Source organism: Cohnella suwonensis (assembly GCF_042655365.1).
Classification (GTDB): Bacteria; Bacillota; Bacilli; order Paenibacillales; family Paenibacillaceae; genus Cohnella; species Cohnella suwonensis.
Genome location: NZ_JBHSMH010000090.1, coordinates 160,945 through 179,357, shown reverse-complemented (window position 1 = coordinate 179,357; position 18,413 = coordinate 160,945). Strand labels below are relative to the sequence as shown.

General features: G+C 50.1%; 15 protein-coding genes. 4 read left to right on the top strand and 11 right to left on the bottom strand.

Going from position 1 to position 18,413, the window contains the following annotated elements; all coding sequences use genetic code 11:
* Positions 1-80 precede the first annotated feature (80 nt).
* Positions 81-1,172: a DUF4179 domain-containing protein gene (locus ACFPPD_RS21185; protein WP_209746257.1), complete on the bottom strand. Its 1,092-nt coding sequence runs from the start codon at positions 1,170-1,172 to the stop codon at positions 81-83.
* Positions 1,126-1,662 carry an RNA polymerase sigma factor gene (locus tag ACFPPD_RS21180; RefSeq protein WP_378083249.1) on the bottom strand — a complete coding sequence of 179 codons (537 nt, stop codon included), beginning with the start codon at positions 1,660-1,662 and terminating at the stop codon, positions 1,126-1,128. Before ACFPPD_RS21180 ends, ACFPPD_RS21185 begins: the two co-directional genes overlap by 47 nt.
* Positions 1,663-1,943: 281 nt before the next feature.
* Between ACFPPD_RS21180 and ACFPPD_RS21175 the strand changes: the two genes are divergently transcribed.
* Positions 1,944-3,632, top strand: a complete 1,689-nt coding sequence (locus tag ACFPPD_RS21175) for a cellulase family glycosylhydrolase (protein ID WP_209746253.1) — start codon at positions 1,944-1,946, stop codon at positions 3,630-3,632.
* 84 nt (positions 3,633-3,716) lie between these two features.
* Here the strand turns inward: ACFPPD_RS21175 and ACFPPD_RS21170 are convergent, their stop codons facing one another.
* The 4 genes from ACFPPD_RS21170 to ACFPPD_RS21155 form a co-directional block, all read right to left on the bottom strand.
* Positions 3,717-5,231: a glycoside hydrolase family 43 protein gene (locus ACFPPD_RS21170; RefSeq protein WP_209746251.1), complete on the bottom strand. Its 1,515-nt coding sequence runs from the start codon at positions 5,229-5,231 to the stop codon at positions 3,717-3,719.
* 12 nt (positions 5,232-5,243) lie between these two features.
* Positions 5,244-6,995, bottom strand: a complete 1,752-nt coding sequence (locus tag ACFPPD_RS21165; RefSeq protein WP_209746249.1) for an ABC transporter substrate-binding protein — start codon at positions 6,993-6,995, stop codon at positions 5,244-5,246.
* A 70-nt stretch (positions 6,996-7,065) separates the two neighbouring features.
* Entirely contained in the window at positions 7,066-7,971 is a 906-nt protein-coding gene (locus ACFPPD_RS21160; protein WP_209746247.1) for a carbohydrate ABC transporter permease, read from the bottom strand.
* A gap of 9 nt (positions 7,972-7,980) precedes the next feature.
* The gene (locus tag ACFPPD_RS21155; RefSeq protein ID WP_378083247.1) at positions 7,981-8,844 is read right to left on the bottom strand and encodes an ABC transporter permease; all 864 of its coding nucleotides are present in this window, start codon (positions 8,842-8,844) and stop codon (positions 7,981-7,983) included.
* A gap of 236 nt (positions 8,845-9,080) precedes the next feature.
* Here ACFPPD_RS21155 and ACFPPD_RS21150 point away from each other — a divergent pair, with 236 nt between their 5' ends.
* Entirely contained in the window at positions 9,081-9,941 is an 861-nt protein-coding gene (locus tag ACFPPD_RS21150) for a helix-turn-helix domain-containing protein (protein ID WP_209746243.1), read from the top strand.
* A gap of 114 nt (positions 9,942-10,055) precedes the next feature.
* On the opposite strand, the gene ACFPPD_RS21145 is transcribed toward ACFPPD_RS21150, so the two are convergent.
* Positions 10,056-10,553 (bottom strand): TetR/AcrR family transcriptional regulator, encoded by a 498-nt coding sequence (locus ACFPPD_RS21145; RefSeq protein WP_209746241.1) that lies wholly within the window; start codon positions 10,551-10,553, stop codon positions 10,056-10,058.
* Positions 10,554-10,799: 246 nt separating this feature from the next.
* On the opposite strand from ACFPPD_RS21145, the gene ACFPPD_RS21140 reads away from it, so the two are divergent.
* Together ACFPPD_RS21140 and ACFPPD_RS21135 are read left to right on the top strand one after the other, a co-directional pair.
* A complete protein-coding gene (locus tag ACFPPD_RS21140) occupies positions 10,800-11,480 on the top strand; it encodes an SDR family NAD(P)-dependent oxidoreductase (protein ID WP_209746239.1) in 681 nt (226 codons plus the stop codon).
* Positions 11,477-12,517 (top strand): ketopantoate reductase family protein, encoded by a 1,041-nt coding sequence (locus ACFPPD_RS21135; protein ID WP_209746237.1) that lies wholly within the window; start codon positions 11,477-11,479, stop codon positions 12,515-12,517. The genes ACFPPD_RS21140 and ACFPPD_RS21135 overlap by 4 nt, the downstream gene beginning before the upstream one ends.
* Positions 12,518-12,599: 82 nt before the next feature.
* Here ACFPPD_RS21135 and ACFPPD_RS21130 read toward each other — a convergent pair whose 3' ends face one another.
* Genes ACFPPD_RS21130 through ACFPPD_RS21115 form a run of 4 tightly spaced genes read right to left on the bottom strand, consistent with a single transcriptional unit; the run spans position 12,600 to position 18,386 of the window.
* Entirely contained in the window at positions 12,600-13,595 is a 996-nt protein-coding gene (locus tag ACFPPD_RS21130; protein WP_209746235.1) for a Gfo/Idh/MocA family protein, read from the bottom strand.
* Between the two features lie 42 nt (positions 13,596-13,637).
* Positions 13,638-14,597: an acetylxylan esterase gene (locus ACFPPD_RS21125; protein ID WP_209746233.1), complete on the bottom strand. Its 960-nt coding sequence runs from the start codon at positions 14,595-14,597 to the stop codon at positions 13,638-13,640.
* Positions 14,598-14,629: 32 nt separating this feature from the next.
* The gene (locus tag ACFPPD_RS21120; RefSeq protein ID WP_209746231.1) at positions 14,630-15,538 is read right to left on the bottom strand and encodes a Gfo/Idh/MocA family protein; all 909 of its coding nucleotides are present in this window, start codon (positions 15,536-15,538) and stop codon (positions 14,630-14,632) included.
* A 16-nt stretch (positions 15,539-15,554) separates the two neighbouring features.
* On the bottom strand, positions 15,555-18,386 hold the full coding sequence (locus tag ACFPPD_RS21115) for a glycoside hydrolase family 2 TIM barrel-domain containing protein (RefSeq protein WP_209746229.1): 2,832 nt from the start codon (positions 18,384-18,386) through the stop codon (positions 15,555-15,557).
* Positions 18,387-18,413 lie beyond the last annotated feature (27 nt).

The following is an 18,413-nucleotide window of genomic DNA, read 5'->3' as shown; positions in this document are numbered from 1 at the left end:
CGCCGTCGAACGGTCCCTTCTATAATTAGCACGGTATTAATGCGGCATTCGATTACGCTCGCAGGTTACCGAATCCGCGGCTATTTATTCACCGGCAGCGTGAATGCCAGTTCCGGGATGTACTCCTTGTCCGTCCCCTTCCAGAGGAATGGTTTGACCGTGACCGTCTTCGGAAGACTAGGGAACGGAGTGAATTCGATCGTGTTCACATAGTTCCCGAGGTCCGCTCCAGCGCTGCCGCTACCGCCCATAATGTCGGCGGATTCCCCGCGCTCATTCTGAATGTCGTACATGAGTGAGTCCCCCAGCTCCTCCAACTCTGCTTCCGCTTTGCCGGTGAGGTATACTTCCAGTTGCGAGGTGGCCTCTGTCAACTCGAGCTTCTTGATTCGCATAACCAGTCCGTTATAGGATTTCGTCTCCGCGGATGCCAGTACGATGGTCTGGCTTGTTGTTTTCTCGACCGGGAATGACAGAGTAAAATACCGCCCAATAGTCGCGTCCCGAATCACGACCTCCAGATTAAACGAATCCGGCAAATCAAACGAGGTCGTATGCGTTTCCGCAACGTACGGCTGTACCGTCAATATGGACGAATTGTTGTGCAAAATATCGGAAGCCAGCGCCGTTGTCACATTCAGCTTCTTGCCGTTCGCCCGGAGTTCGATATTGCTGGCTTCTTTACCCTGATTCTTCCACGTCGCGATCGTTTCCTTGGTCGTAACATCCGACCATTCCTTCAGCGGCGGGTTATCGCCATCGTTCGTTTCTCTGGTCAGTACCATGGACATTCGAGTCCCGTCGTACATCATTTCCGAGATTTTGAAGGTTACGCCGTCATGCGTCTGGCTGGCATTCACCTTAGCGGTCAAGCCCTGCTCGGCCGCGGTCTTCAGCCCCGTATCGCCTGCCTGCTCGAACAGACTGCCAACCAGCGGCAAATTGTTCAGTGCATTGGCCATTGCCGGATTGACGAACCCGGAACCGAGGATGCATAATCCCGCCACAACGGCAGACGCGGTGATCAAGCCTGCTCTACGCACGCGGCGTCTGACCGGTTGTACGCGACCGCTCGAGTGCAACTCCCTCAGTCTTGCCATAACCGCCTCTGCCGTGCGCTCCGGATCAGCGTATATATAGGTTGGCTTTGCTTGACGAATACGTGTTTCCAAGATCATTCGACTCCCCTCTGGTAAACTCTGATTTCAACTGCTCTCTCCCTCTTGCCAGCCGTGTCTTGACCGCGCCTTCACTTAACTGGAGGGCGTATGCGATCTCCCTGACCGACAAATCCTCAAAATAATACAAGATGATCGGCGTTCGAAATTTCTCGTCCAAACCTATGATGGCCGCATAAACTTCCTTGTCCCTGCTCTGCTGCAGGTAAATATCTTCCGTGCTCCTACCCCTCTGCTCAGGCAGAAGGTCGGTCGGTTGCTCTCTCCGATATTTGCGGTTCGTATTCAGACACAGGTTGATAACGATGCGCACCAGCCACGGGTACGGACGCTCAGGCTCTCTTAGCTGCCGAATCGAGAGAAACGCTTGCACCATTGCTTCCTGCACAATATCCTCTGCCCTATTGTGATCGCGCATATACGTGTAAGCGACATAACGCAGCCGGTCATTGTAATCCCGGACCCATTGATTTAGTTGATCCATCTGTTCCAATTGGCTCTCACCTTCTTCCTATCATAATGACACACGACGAACGAAAAGGTTTCAAAAATAATTTACCAAGTGCAACGGCGTAAGCGTCAACCCGCGGCAGCTCCTTCATCGTTTGTATAAAGTCCACAATGCTCTTCATTCGTCCATTTCCTGCTAGTTCGCGACTTTATATTCAAGGTTCGATAATGATTCCCTCCCTTATAATTTATCTTGGAATCATCATTCTGTTAGGAGGTTGAGAGATTATGAAAAGGCTTTCAAGGATGTTTCTAATGGGTCTGATCTTGGTTTTGGCGGAATCTGTTCTTGTTAATGGAGCACTTGCGGCTAACGGTAAGGAAAAACACCAGTTTCACCGTATTGACCCTTTCGAAGCGGTAATCCAAATGGGAGCCGGTTGGAATTTAGGAAACACATTGGACGCCATTCCAACCGAGGGATCTTGGAATAAGCCCGTGACCGCCAGAACATTCGATCATATCAAAGCCGGTGGATTTCAAAGCGTCAGGATTCCGGTCACCTGGACGCACCATATCGGTCCGGCCCCGGATTATTTAGTCGATCCTGTCTGGATGGATCGCGTATCGGACGTCGTCGATATGGCGCTTGAGAGGGAATTCTACGTTGTCCTTAACGTCCACCACGATTCCTGGGAATGGGCTAATCTGTCCGATCCGTCCAACCTGGAAGAGAAACATCGCAAGCTGCAGGTGTTGTGGAAACAAATTGCCGATCGCTTTAATAACAGAAGCGAAAGGCTGATGTTCGAAACGTTAAACGAGCCGCAGGGCAGTACAAGCGAAGATGCAGAGCAGTACAATTTGATGAACAAAAATATTTTGAAAGTCATCCGTTCGACGGGCGGTCACAACAAAGAACGTCTGGTTATTTTGCCGGGATTAAATACGAATATCGAAAGAACGATCAACGGGTTCAAAAATCCTGACCCAGCGGATAAAAATCTTATCATGACTGTCCATAATTATGATCCATGGGGCTTCGTATCCAAGTGGTACGGAATCACCAATTGGAATAACCGCAATTATTTCGATCAACTGTTCGGACAACTTGATGCTTTTTCACGGAATATCGGTCTTCCCGTAATTATAGGCGAATATGGCACATTGGCCCTGGGCACAGTAGAGAACCACTCCAAGTGGATTTATACCGACTCCTTTGTACGGGCCGCGCACAAATACGGCATGGCAACCATGTTGTGGGATATCGGTTTTGACCTATTCGACCGCGAGAATGAAACGTGGATATACCCGATTCTCAAAGATACGATTCTTTATGCAAGCAAGGGGATTTCCAATTCCTTCGTTGACAAAGCCGCGCTTTACATTAAAGATGGTACGGAAATCACGGACCAAGTGCTTCAGCTTGAACTAAACGGCAACCAGTTGGAAGGCGTTTATAATGGAGGAGTTGAATTAAGCGAGGGCGCCGATTATGTGTTGTCAGGATCTACGTTAACTCTGAAAAAGGAATACGTCTCGTCTTACATCCAACACTTGGACGTTGGAGATCAGCTGAGATTCAAATTTACGAACGGCGCGGACCAATTGCTGGACTTGATTAAATACAAAACGCCTGAATTGGCCATTACGGAAGTCACGATCGACAAAGGAGCCGCAACGGAGGATTTGAAGATTCCAACGACTTTTAATGGCACTACCCTGGCAACCGTTACGGCCTTGGAAATGAACACGATCGACTACCAAACGGGTAAACCGCTCCCGATGCCGGTGAAAAACGAATGGACCAACTGGATGCCGGACAATGCGTTCGATGGCCTTCACGGCGGCTTGGATTATAACGATGATTTCAGGTCGGACGGCAGTTATGTGTATATTTCAAAAAATCTATTAAATAAGATGGATGATGACACCGTCTTATCGTTCAAGTTCTGGCCGAGAGATCAAGAAGTGAATGTAGATGTGGTCGTTCATGTGAATTAAGTAAGCTGAATCATCATTCAATGATAAAGAGGAACGGCTTTCGCCGTCCCTCTTTATTCATTATATCGATTTTCTTGTTGGTCATCATCCATCAAGCGGTTGATAATCGAACCAATCGAATCGCGCCTGCGTACCTGTTCCCGTCGGGCTTGAAGCATACATCGCAACGATGACTCCAGTGAAGCCGCCTGCCACTTCCGTAGAGAGCAGATGGGTTTCGCCCGAGCCTGCCTCCATGGCATCCGATTGGCCTTGTTGAACGAAGAAGGTAAAGGTTTCGGGTCGAGCTTCCACCTTGAGAACATATGGCCCCTCTCCGCAATCAAAGCGTTGTTCCGTTCTCATCGACCCTACGGTACGCCGGAATACGACTGCCCTTCTTCCATTGATGAGCTTTACGGCAAGATCGTAGTGATACCTTTCGTTCATCCTAACCGTCAGTCCGGCTTCTTCTCCTTCGACCGTCGGCTCGAATTCCATGCATGCCGTTATGTCGCAGGTGAAATGGCATAAACGGCGGCCAACGAATGCGGGGGCACCGACTTCATCCAAGGACGAACCGTTTCCGCGTAGCACAAGATTCCCTGGACGTTCTTGGAGCGACCACGAATCTTGCGTCGGATTCCGCAAGAAAATCCAGTCCAATCCTAAACGGGAATCATCGAAATCATCCCGGATCGGCTTGGTCGGCCACCGGACTTCCGCCAGCTTCGGCGCATCCATGACGGGCGCGACGCGCGCCCCGTTACCTAAGATCGGCCAACCGTCGTCCGTCCAAGTCACGGGCGCAAGGAATACCTCCCTGCCCAGATGATGACGCATCGGGTAGGATACGGGCCTGATCCCCAAGCAAACCGCCCACCAGCTACCGTCTTGCGCCTGTACGAGATCCGCGTGACCAGTTGCATGAATGCTGCTTTTCATGCTTCGGTTCGATAGGACTGGATTATTAGGGCATGATTCGAAGGGGCCATAAGGATCGGCACTTCTCGCGGCCGACACCATGTGGCCGTATTCGGTCCCGCCTTCGGCGATGATCAAATAGTAAAGGCCGTTGATCTTGTAGAGATGCGGAGCCTCCGGATGCGCGCCGCCCGTTCCCTTCCAGATCAGCCGACTCTCCGTCAGCTTGGCGCCGGTCGCGATGTCGATCTCGCATTGATAGACGCCGTCGCCCTGATCTCCTGAACTGGCAGTTTGAAAATATACGCGGCCGTCGTCGTCGAACAGGAGAGAAGGATCGATACCGCTCTGAGAGACGGGTATCGATTCCGACCACGGACCGGCGGGATGCTGGCTTCGGACGTAAAAGTTGCCGATCCCGCTCACGTTCGTTGTCGTCATATAGTACCAACCGTCATGATGTCTGATCGTCGGCGCGTAGATCCCCCCGGAGCTTCCCGCGCCCGCAAGCGGCAGCTGTTGTTCCGTGGTCAGGCAATGACCGATCTGATGCCAATTCACGAGATCCTTGCTATGGAATACGGGCACTCCCGGAAAATATTCGAAAGTGCTTGTGACAAGATAGTAGTCCTCCTCGACTCTGCAGATGCTCGGATCGGGATGGAAGCCGGGAATGACCGGATTGTTATATTGCATGCTGCAGTTCTCCTACTCGTTCCAAAGTTTGACTTTATCCTGGACGTATTTCGTAAAGCCCTTCTCCATTTTCTCGACGCCGGCATCGATCAGCTCTTGCTGGTACTTCTCCCAGATCTTATCGAAGTCCTCCGGTTTGGCCATGATCGCTTCCGGAATCCGCTTCCACGTAATGTCCTTCATCTTGTTGGCGAGAATGTTAGCTTCGTCGTCGCTCGGAATGGCGATGTTCCATGCCGCACCCCATGGTTTAATCGGGAATTCGTCCTGATTCGGGAACAAGTCCATCCAGGTCGTCGCGCCGTACGCTTTCAGCGTTTCTTTGTCCGCATCCGTGTAGCCCGCTAAGATTTGTTCCGGGAAGTTCTTCGTGAAATAATTGCCGGTGGAGTCCTTGACGCCGTCGCCGTAATGAGCGCCGAGGTTTACGTAAAGACCGAGGCCGGATTCCTTGGTGTACGCCGCATTATCGTTGGTGATGCGGTCCTGGACTTCCGGCGGAACGACGCGTTTGCCGTCCTGCACGACGTACTGCTTGCCTTCGACGCCCCAGTTGATCAGGACCTGACCTTCCTCGGAAGCCAGAAAGTCCAGGAATTGGATAGCGCGTATCGGATCTTTGCAATCCTTCGTAATGCCTATGCCCCAGCCGGCCATAAAACCCGTCGATTGGTGTCGATTGTCCTTGTACTTATCCGACAACATGACGGAGTAATGCCCATAGGTTTGGTCGATTTTCCCATCCGTCTTAAGCGCTCTCTCGCCATCTTGATAGTCCCAATCCGCATCGATCAGACCGACTACCCGTCCCGTGGCGATCTTCGCCAAATACTGGTCGTACTTTTGAACGAAGCTGTCTTTGTCGAGCAATCCGATGTCGTTCATATGGTTTAACCACTTGAAATATTCTTTTTCCCCTTCGGTTCGGAAATGGTAGGTCGCCTCAGACGTCTGCGGATCGATATAGTATTCGCCGTCGCCCGATTTGCCGGTCGTCTCCGCGGCCGGGTTCGTGACGGAGATGAACATTCTCCAATCGTCCGCGTTAAGGCTGAGGCCGATGTTCTTATTCCCGTTCTCGTCGGTCGGATGCTTCTCGATGTAGGCTTTGATTACGTTCTCATAGTCTTGCAGAGACTTGATCGGCGGGTAGCCCGCTTCCTTCGCCGCGCGGTGCTGAATTTCGAATCCGCCGCCCGCGACGAAGGTGACGTGGTCCATGCCGGAGAAAGTCGGAATGACGTAAATCGACTTATCGTCGTTGCTGTAGCGAAGACGCTTGATTTGATCGCCGAACAGCTTCTTGATATTCGGAGCATGCTTATCGATCAGATCGGTAAGGTCGATCATCGCTCCCGCATCAACCAATTTGTTCAGTTCTCCCGTTGGGCTGATGAGGTCCGGGTATTCGCCGCTGGCCGCAATCAGCCCTATTTTCTCCCCCGGGTTCCCTAAAGAAACTTCGGCATCCAGCGTAACGCCGGTCCGTATGGTCATCTCTTTGCCGATATCATCTTGCATGTTATTCCAGTTCGAACCTACGCTAAAGAAAGAGAAGGAGATCGGAGACGTATCGATCGCTTGCGTTGGTTCTACGCTCCCACTCGCGCTCTCGCTCGGGCTAGCGCTCTCGCTGCCCGTTGCAGGGCTTCCGCTCGCATTCCCGTTATTCTCGTCGCCGTTCCCGCTGCATCCCGCCAGCAAACCGATGGAGAGAACCAATGCCAAGAATACAGCCGCAAATTTCCGCTTTCTTGTTACCATCTTACTTCCCCCTATTGATTTCATATTGTATAAACAGGTTGCCCTGCACATACCGGTTCCTCAAGACGATCTAGCTCTTGACCGCTCCAAGCGTCATCCCTATGACGAAATAGCGTTGAAGAAACGGATAAACAAGCAAAATCGGCACCGTCACGATGATGGTGATCGCCATCTTGACGGATTCGGGCGAGATTCGATTCATGACCTGATTGATGTCGCGACCGTTCGGATTACCGCCGCTGCCGATCTGCGTGCTCTGCAGCACCTTCATCAACTCGAATTGCAGCGTCGTCAAATGCTCCTTCGAGCCGTTGTACAAATAGGTGTCGAACCAGGAATTCCACTGGCCGACCGCAAGGAACAGCCCGATCGTGGCTAGCGCCGGCTTCGTAAGCGGAAGAATGACGCGCCAGTATATCGTAAAGTCGTTCGCTCCGTCGATCTTGGCCGATTCCTGCATCTCATAAGGAAGTCCATCGATGAACGAGCGGATGACGAAAACGTTGAAGGCGCTTACAAGGCCGGGAAGCACGTATACCGCAAAGGTGCCGATCAGATTGAGATCTCTCATCAGAATGTAGACGGGAATGAGGCCCCCGGATACATACATCGTTAGCGCCAGGAATACCGAAACGAACTTTCGTCCCTTAAAATCGATCCGACTGAGCGTATACGCCAGCATGGACGCGCTAATAAGCCCCAGTATCGTTCCGACCACCGTCCGCAGCACGGATATTTTCAACCCGGTCAACAGTCCGTCGAACGAGAAGATGAGCGAAAAGTTCTCGAACGTGAATCGGCGGGGGAAGATCGTGATGCCTCCCTTTACCGAGTCGGTCGATTCGTTCAGCGATATCGCCAGCACGTTCAAGAACGGGTAAAGCGTGCAAACCGTAATAAGCAGAATGACGACATAGACGAAAACATCGAATATCCGGTCCTGTAGAGGAGCTCCCGTTTTTATTTTGTTTTTCATTCGGTCCCCCTACATAATGCTCTCTTTAGCATATTTTTTGAAAATGCCGTTGGCCGTGAAGAGCAGGATCAAGCTGACGACGGAGTTGAAGATGTTAATCGCGGTGCCGAAGGAATAGCGCCCCAGGCCCAGCCCGTAATTCAACGCGTACAGATCGAGTACCTCCGATTTTTCTTTGACCAGGTTGTTGCCGAGGAGGAATTGCTTCTCGAAGCCGATGCTGATCAAGTGACCGATGGACATGATGAGCAGTATGATGATCGTGGAGCGAATCCCCGGCAGCGTGATATGCCAGATTTGCCTAATCCGGCTGGCGCCGTCAACCTTGGCCGCTTCGTACAGCTCGGGACCGATCCCGGCGATCGCCGCGAGATAAATGATCGCGTTCCACCCCATTTCCTTCCAGATGTCCGCGCCGGTGACGACATACCAGAACAGATCGGCTTGGGCCATGAATTGCACGGGTTCATCGATAATGCCCAATCTCATCAGAATCTGGTTGACGATGCCGTTATCCGTAGCGAGCATTTTCGTGACGATCCCCGTCACGACGACCCAAGAAACGAAATGAGGCAGATACGAAACCGTTTGCACGAATCGCTTCAGGAACGACAGGCGCAATTCATTCAAGAGAACGGCGAACAGGATCGGAAACGTAAATCCCGCGATCAAACCCATGGAACTCATCGCCAGCGTATTCTTAAGCGCGTTCAAAAATTGGTCGTCTTGGAATAACATCCGAAAATGTTCGAAACCGACCCATTGCTGGTCGAAGAACGATTTGCCCACCCGAAACTTCTGGAAGGCCATCGTCCAACCCCATAGCGGTAAATAACTGAATACGAAAACCCAGATGACGAACGGGATCGACATGAGATACAAGTATTTCTGTTGAACCAGGCTGTGCCAGATTCCTCTGTTGGCCTTTGAAGAACCGCTTCGCCGCGACGTTATGACAGACAAATCCGCATCGCTCCCTTCTTTCTGCACAATGTTGTCTTCTAGCATTGTAAGGCATGAAATCGTCTTCAAACCTTGATTTTCTCGTCATGAAATAGCATGATATAGTCATCAGTCCAACGAGAATCTTGAGAAGTGGGTGCGTCCGTTTGTTAACCGTACATTTGAACTGGTTTACGACCGACGAACAATTCCCGTTCTTCATTCAGTATGGCGGGCACGACGAAGACATGGACTTGCACAATCATTCGGACTTCTCCGAACTCGTCATCGTGTTGAACGGTAACGCCACGCATGTCGTCAACACGGAGGCATCCTTCATCAAGAAAGGGAACGTATTCGTCATCGACGGCGCGACCGCCCATGCGTACAAAGACCCCCATGATTTTAAAATTTGCAACATCATGTACAAGCCTGAAATGCTGAGAGCCGCCGGCCCCGACCTAAGGACCTCCAAAGGATTTCAGGCGCTTTTCATTTTGGAACCGTTTTTCCGCAATATACAGCACTACGAAAGCAAACTGAGCTTGCCGATTTCCAATCTTGAGTTTGTTTCGTCCCTAATCTCCTCCATGATCGAAGAATATGAAAGCAAGCTGCAGGGATATCAGACGATGCTGAGCTCGCGGTTTATGGAACTCGTCGTCTATTTGTCCAGGCAGTACGAAAAACAAGAGCAAGGGTTGCAGAGCAATCTGATGCACTTGGCGAATGCGATTTCCTATATTGAAGACCATTATTTGGAGCCACTGACGCTTGAGGGGGTCGCAGCGAAATCGGGAATCTCGGTGAGGCATTTGAACCGGATATTCCAATCCTATTACCAAACGACCCCCTTCTCCTATCTTCAGAGACTGCGCTTGGAACACGCATGCGCCTTATTGAAGAAGACCAATCTTCCCATTACGAAAATTTCGTTTGAAAGCGGATTTAACGACAGCAACTATTTCACTCGGCAATTTACCAAGATCTATCGCATGTCTCCCAAAGCGTACCGACGGAGTCAGTAGGCTATGTACATTTTCATTATCCATAAATGGATGAAAACGATTTCAAAAAAATAATGAAATCTCCAAACCAAATTAAACCTTCCTTCCGGAAGGTTTTCAAGAGATCGTCCGTTGCTATGCCCTGTTTACGTTCATAGTGTTATGAGTTAAAGAAGAGATGATTTCCGCAATAACAAGCGCGCTTTCCTCCCCATTCGATTCCAGCCATTGGTTAATAATTCCCATAGAGCCGTGAACCATATAAGTAAAAGAATAGTCCATTGCAGACGGGTTCTTCTTGATTGGTTCGTCTCCCATTCTTTGCAGATAATCTTGATAAACCTCAAGCAAGACTTCTGATAAGAAGTTCATTTCTCCTCTCTCCGAAATCATGATTCGATAGATCGATTTCTTCTCTTGGATAATGTTCAAAAGCTTGATTAACGATCCATCTGCCGTGCACGGACTTTGATCCTTTTGCAGCGTCTCCAATATTTCTTGATTAAATTCCTGCTGAATCACTTCAAATAATTCATAAGGATCTTTGAAGTGCAGATAGAAGGTGCCGCGGTTAATGTCTGCTAGTTTGCATATATCGGTAACCGTTATTTGAGGCAATTTTCTCGTTTCCAACAGTGCAAGGAAACTCCTCTTGATGAATTCTGTCGTATACTTGGTTCTTCTATTGTTCTTTATTCCGACCATAAGCTCCCCTCTTTCCCCATCCATTTGAACAAACTCAAGTCGATTTGTTGAATTGATAACATTCAATCGTTTATTGATTATTGTGGTTCAGGATCATATGAGATTATACTTTCACTGTGGCATTTAATCAACAGGTGTTTATATTATGGAAATAATCGAAACGGAGTGTTAAAGATGAGTTTACTTAAAAATCGTGTCGCCATCGTTACCGGTGCAGGTACCGGTCTGGGCAGAGCGACGGCCATCCAATTGGCAACGGCAGGAGCTGAAGTCGTCTTAGTCGGACGACGTAGAGAGAAACTTGATGAAGTAGCTCGGATTATAGAGCAATCCAATGGTCGTTCCATTGTCATTCCTACCGATGTAACGAATCCAGATGAGGTTGGGCGTCTGCGGGAACAAGTTCTCGCCCATTCGGGACGGGTCGACGTGTTAATTAACAATGCCGGTGGAACCGGCGCATACAGCTTGATTCATGACATGACCTATCCGATATGGGATTCGATCCTTCGTCTCAACTTATATAGTGCATTCGTGGTCACGAATGCCATCCTCCCTATTATGAGAGAACAACAATTTGGTCGCATCGTTTCGATTACTTCGGGATTGGCCAATTTTGCTTACGAAAGATTCGGGGCTTATTCCGCTGCGAAAGCGGGCTTGGAGGCATTAATGAGAACGGTGGCCGTGGAAGAAGCCAAAAATGGCATCCTCGTGAATCTGTTCGACCCAGGCAACTTGAAGACCGAACAGAATCCTCATGGAACGGGCGATCCTGCAACGGTAGTCGATAAAATCGTTACTTTGGCAACCTTACCGGCAGATGGCTTCAACGGCCAGGTCGTTAAGGCATGAACAAACCCAATATCCTAATTGTAGGAGCGGGGGCAGTAGGACTCTCTGTCGGATACCATCTCAGTTTGTCCGGTGCCGACATTACCTTCCTCGTGCGAGAAGGACGAAAAGCCGCATTCCAATCTCCTCAACAGCTTTATTGTTATGACGATGCTACGCTGAAAAACTTTGCCGGTTTCAGCGTCATCGAGAATGTCGCTGAACTGGCGGATAAATCATTCCAGTTTATCATCATTACGCTTGACGGAAATGCTAGCCTAACGACAGAAGGCATAGCCTTGTTGCGTAAGCTCGGCGGCACGGTACGCGCTTCTAAAGCTACCGTCATTATGTGCGGTGCCGGGATTGGCCTTCGCGAGCATTATCTCAAGGTCATGCAGATTGCGGAAGATCGCTTGCTGCGAGGAGTTCTCTCCGGCATGCTAAGTCACCAAGGAAACGCCAACTTGCCTGTACATGCACCAACGGATCCTGCACAGGTAGCAATGGCCGTTGTCTGTTACAAGCACACAGCGAACAGGGTCGGTTTCCAAGTCGAAACCAATAACAAAGCTGCAGCAAATCAATTCGCCAAGATTTACAACCGCAGTGAGGTCTCGCGCTGTGGTCAAATAAGCCCGGCGTTGTTTAACATTTTCTCCTGCATTGCCTTTCCTGCATACGCAGCGTGCGACATAATGGGCTGGCCTGACTTCTCGAAGGTTGTGGCGAACAAGGAACTTTGGCGGCTTGCCATCCGTGCCCAAGGCGAAATATCGGCACTCCCGCAACATGGTTTGTTGGGTAGGTTGATGGCTTTGTTCTTGAGGCCGAGCATGATGGCAAAAGTACACATTAAAATGGAACGGGACATGCTGCCGCTAGATTATCAGGCATTCAACCGTTTCCATCATGGTGGGAAGGTTCGTACTCAGGACGTAGAATCTATGCAAAATTCCCTTGCGGAAGGGCAGCGTCGCGGTCGCCGGATGACGGCGTTACAGGAATTACTGAAACGTCTATCAGAGCACGAAGCGGCAAGTAAAGCCACGGTATGATGAGTGGCCTTGCCCATTAATAAAAACCAAGACCGCCTCTTGAACCGATGAGGCTGCCTTGGTTTTATTATATGTCCGATCGCTAACTTCTCCTTCGCAGAATTTGCTCGGAACCCGTTTCCGCGGAACGATATACCGCTTCTAGGACGGCAATGACGTTACGGGCATATTCCGGAGTGCAGCTAGTTTCGCTATGGTTTCTTATGGCCGTGAGCAAGTCGGAATATTGCAATTCGAATGGATTTGCCGATTCCGTAGCACCCAGCTTCTCATAATTTCCGCCTCGGCTGATCCATAGACTTTCGCCGGTTACTAGCTTCAGCATGCCCCCCGTAAAAATAAGCTCTGTTTCATTGCGAGGCGCGCCCAGATATCCGGACTGAACGATCGTAGCGGGAACTCCGTCATCCAGCTCCAAATAAATCATGCCGCTGCCTTCTACGTTTCCCCTGCTACCGTAATAACTGGCGGATGCAGTTAATTTACGAACGGTACGATCGGTCAGCCACTGAATTTTATCGATGGAATGCGTACCCAGATTAGCCAGAATACCGCCGCCTGATTTTTCTTTATCAAGAAACCACTGCGGGCGCGATTCATGGAAATAGTTCGTATGTCTGGCATCCTGAATCATGACGAGCTTTCCTAATTCCCCGCTTTCGATGATGCTTTTGGCGAGTATATTTTCAGCGATGTAATGCTGGGTATGTCCGACCAAGATGCGAATATCGGCTTTGCGTCCGGCTTCGATGATCTCGTCGCATTCCGATACGGACAACGCCATAGGTTTCTCCAGCATCAAATGACATCCATGCTCGGCAGCGAATACGGCTGTCTCTCTATGCAAAAAGTGAGGCAAAGCGATGACCGCCACGTCCGGTCTTTCTTGTTCGATCAATTCCCGGTAATCACGATAGGCCTTTATTCCATAGAGTCGGGCGATCTCACCCGATTTGCCCGAATCGATGTCGGCAACCGCGCAAGCGGCAAATCCCTCCGTAGCCCGGATCGCGTCAAAATGTTGATTGGCAATCGCTCCCGCGCCAAGCACCGCGACTCTTAATTCCTCATTCGGCATGCTCGTTTCACCCTTCTCCAATTCGAAGATAACTCCCCCACCTTAAAGCTTCAGCATGAATTGAACGATTTTATCGTGCAAGCCGGGCATTCCCTCATGTCCATAGTCGGGGTAAATTTCCAATTTCTTGTTCGCGGTTATCTTGTTATACGCGGCGAACTGAGTCGAAGGCGGACAAATGCTGTCCATTAAGCCTACGCCCATCAGGACCTCTCCCTGGATTCGCGATGCTAAAAACTGATTATCGATATAACCCAGCCTCGTGAAAATTTCTTCTTCCCGCGTATGTTGCGGATCGAAATAACGGAAAAACGTTCTAAGCTCCTGATAAGCATCCTTCGCTTGATCCATTTCCCATACGCGTTGGTAGTCGCATAAGAAAGGATAAATAGGCGCAACTCTCTTTATCCGCGGCTCTAGCGCCGCGCATGCTAACGTAATCCCACCGCCTTGAGAGGGTCCCGTAACCCCGACGCGATTCTCATCCACTTCAGGCATTTCCATGACGATTCCCGCCAGCTGCGCCGCATCCAGGAAAATATGCCTGAATAGCAGATTGTCCGGCGTATCGTTCAGCCCGCGAATAATGTGCCCGTGGTGCGTCGTTCCTTTTATCCCGCCCGTGTCTTCCGACGATCCGCCCTGCCCGCGACAATCCATCGCAATTACTGAAAACCCGAGAGAAGCGTAGATCAGCTTATCGTTCCAATCTCCCGCATGTCCGGTATAACCATGAAACTGGAGGATTGCCGGGTGAGGTAAAGCGATATGTTTCGGCCGCACGTATTTCGCATGAATTCTTGCGCCGCGTACGCCTGTAAAGTATAAATCGAAACAGTCCGAAAACGGCACCTGAAAGTCACTCTCGACCAGTTGTACGTTCGCGTCGACGGATTTCATTTCGTCAAGCGCGCGACTCCAGTATTTATCGAAATCCGCGGGCTTCGGATTACGCCCCGCATACTGCTTTAACTGTTCTAACGGCATATCCAGCATCGGCATGTATCTTAGTTCTCCTTTTATCCAGCCATAAGTTACAAATTTACTGCTAGACCGGATACGCGGCTTTCATTCGCCGCTTCCATGAACCGAATCATCTGAAACGTCTCTTCCACATCGATATCCGATTTTCCCGTCGTAAACAGACTCATGATTTTCTCCAGCAAGCTGGCATAATACGATTTCGGATGGTTATAGACATCGATAAACCGCGTATGGTTTTCCCTATGCAGCAGCACGCCGAATTGAGAGTTGCCTCTTCGATTGCCGCGAATCGTTCCGATCATTCCATTCTCCCATTCGCCGATAACGAAATCATGTTCCTCATTCGTAACCGCCGAAACCCTCTTGCAGCCTTTACCCAGCGTTCGATATAGCATTTCAACGGTATGAACCCCATACCAGAATAAACCCGGCTGCGTTGGTTGAAGAGCCATAGGGCCGTAACAATCCATACCGATGACCTTGCCGGATTCAGATTCCTGCAAGGCCTCCGTCAATCCTTCCGCATAACGAAGAGCGGAACAGCTCATCAGCGGTACGCCATGCAACCGTGCCAATTCCGCGATTGCCCTCGCATCGGCGGAACATACGGCCATGGGCTTATCGATAAAAACAGGCTTACGATAAGCGGCGATGCGACGAAACTGCTCGAGATGGACCCGTCCGTCAACCGACAATAGAAGAACGGCATCGCACTTCTCCGCTACCGCTTCCGGCGAATCGACGATCGTAACGCCGTACTGATTGCGTATTTGCTCCGTAAACCCGACTATTCGCGAATAACTCATCTCGAAATCGGCCGAACCGCCCGGAAAAGCAACCGCTACTTCCCCGCCGGGCACATGGTACGCGTGGTTCTTATCGTGCAGCAATTGGGTAAATGCCGAAGCATGGGAGGTGTCGAGGCCTACTATGCCTATTCGAAGCTTTTTCCCGGTCATATTCCGCCCCGCCTCCCTATTCCATTTCTTTCCCGAATACTTTCACTACATAGAAGCTGGGCATCCCTTTGGATACGGGATTCACGACGATGCGTACATACCTGATTCCCGTTTCATGAAATTCATCGACGCCCTCATCCTGGCCCGTTTGTTTTCGGGAAGCTACCGTTTTCCAAGAGATATCGTCGGCGGAAACTTCAACTCGATAGTCATACACGGTATTATCGCTTTCCCAAAAGATTTTACTGCCATCCAGTTCGTAGAACCCTTCAAGATCGACCTTCCACCATTGAGGCAGCTCGTTATTGCCGGCGCTCCAGCGTTCGCTCCAACGATCGGCGACGATGTCGCTAGTTGCTTGATTGGCGTTGCATCCCGGAAGCTCCGAGCTGGCAGTCGCCGGTTTATTGATCGCGATATCGCTCCAATGCACCCAGTTCCTAGATGGCGGCGGCGAGAAAAAGGCTGTGAGATCCGCATCGTATTCCGGTTTCCCCACTGGCGGTATTTGCGATTTTCCCGGTACATATTTCGTAGAGCTGATCTTCGATATCATCTCTACGGTCACCGATTTCAAACCATCCGACTCCGCGTGCAGGATGATCGTTCCGGGCTCCTTCGTTGCGCGAATGAGGACGCCGATCGCTCCCGCTTCCGCATCAATCGGGTTTGACCCCACTCTGTCGTCTCCATCGCCGACAATTTCAGCAGGTCCGGTCAAACGGAAGGCGATTCGATTGTAAGCATCCGGAATAACGGTTCCGTTGGCATCTCTTACATAGGCGTGAACCATAATTAAATCGGAGCCATCCGCTTGAAGATCAACGCCGCAATCATCCACGGACAAAGTGAGATATTCCGGAGTCCCCGGCGTCCGAACGGAATGCCTTGCCACGACAACCCCTTCTATAATGCCCTCCGCCACTAATTTCCCCGGTTCCCATGATACCCTTTCGAATAGGAAAGGCGCATGAGGCATGCTTTCATAGACGGAGTCGGGTTCCTTAACGCCGAGGAGCCTTCCGTTCAGATAAAGCTTGATGACCTGACAGTTGCTATATATCGTAATATCCCGTGATGAGGACGATGTCCAATGACTAGCAATGAATACCATTGGAACGTTAACGCTTTGGCTTTGCAATAAATAGTAGCTATATTTAGGCAGACGATAGATATCCAATGCGCCGCAGGCTGCGATATGATCATAGTAGCCCCTGTTCGTATCGATGCCCGTCCACAGTGCTCCCCCGCTAAGTCCCTTCGTAGCGAGAATACCGTTCAAAATTTCGGCGCGTTCTTTAGAAGATTGCAGCATGCCCGACTCGCCACCCGGATAGAAGTCTTTGGTTCCCCTTGAGCAGCGAAGATGGGTTTGCCTTGGACCTGCTTGTTCCAGCCAATGGTCTCCCCATTCCCTGATAAAAGCTCCCTGATGCTCGCGAACGGCTTGACCGTAAACGACATCATACGCGGATGCCGCTATCTTATAGTGATCGCAAGCGGCATAACATTGATCGCCCGGATATTCGGCATGCGTAATCTCGTAAGTCGTTCTTGCATATTGTTCGCTATAATCGGTTTCGTTCAAGATGGGCTCCCAGAGCACGACGCTGGGGCGGTTTCTATGATATCGAACCATCTCTCGTACGTCTTGATAGGATCTTTCGGTAAACGTATCGTTATCCCTGAACCATTGCCATCCGGGCGTTGGCACGATACACATCAAGCCTAATTCGTCGCAGGCATCCATGAAAGCCGCGGATTGAGGATAATGTCCCGTTCGAATGATCGAAAATCCGCCTTCTTTGAGCTTGATGGCATCTCTTCTATGCATCGAATCGGATAACGCGTCTCCTACGTATACGTATTCCTGATGCCGGTTTGCGCCGATTAATTTCATCGAAGACCCATTGATATGGAAGCCCTCTTCGTCGAATCGGATGTGCCGAATGCCTATTCTCGTTTGATAGGCGTCAACCGTTACCGCGCCATCATTAACGACGGTATACACGGTATACAGATTGGGATGATCCGGATGCCAGAGCTTAGGCTCCGATACCGTAACCGTCTGAATGAAAGTATGGTCCTTATGAGGATCAATGGTGCGCAAACTAGTAGAATCCATACCAACGACTTCTTCATCGGAATCTACGATATAATGGGTGACCGAGCAAGCTTTAGGCATACCGTACTCGTTCAAAATATGCGTTTGGATCGTGACTTGAGCTTGAAACGTACTTACCTCGGAGTAGGTGAAGAATAATCCCCCGCCCGCTTGTCGATTCGCGTAAATGGCATCCGTAATATGCAATTTATCCGTCGTATGCAGCCATACGTTACGATAAAGTCCTCCGAAATAACAAAAGTCCAATTCTCCTTGAGGTTTGCCCGGCGGAACATCCGGCATGTCGGAGTTGTCTACTTTCACCGAGATCACATGATCCGTTTCCCCATCGGCGGCAACGTAGTCCGTAATATCTAAAGTAAAAGGCAAATAACCGCCGATATGCGTCGTCAGATGTTTTCCGTCAATCCATACGTCCGCGGTATGCTTGGCGCCTTCGAATTCTACGAATATTTTCCGACCGCTATAGGCCTTATCCACATAGAAATGTCTCCGATACCAGGCGATGCCCAGATAGTTGCGGCCTCCGCTACAATTCGCCGGTTCTACCCTCACGGTATGCGGAAGGTGAACGACCTCCCAGGCAGAGTCATCCCAATCCGCCACTTCCGAACCTTGCAAATCCCCTCGGAAAAATCTCCAATCCTGATTAAAGCTTAATTTTCTGCGGTAAACTTCTTTTTCAAGCAGATGGGAGATACCCGATTCATCTAATGTTTTCATTCCATACTCCCCTTAAATTATAGAATC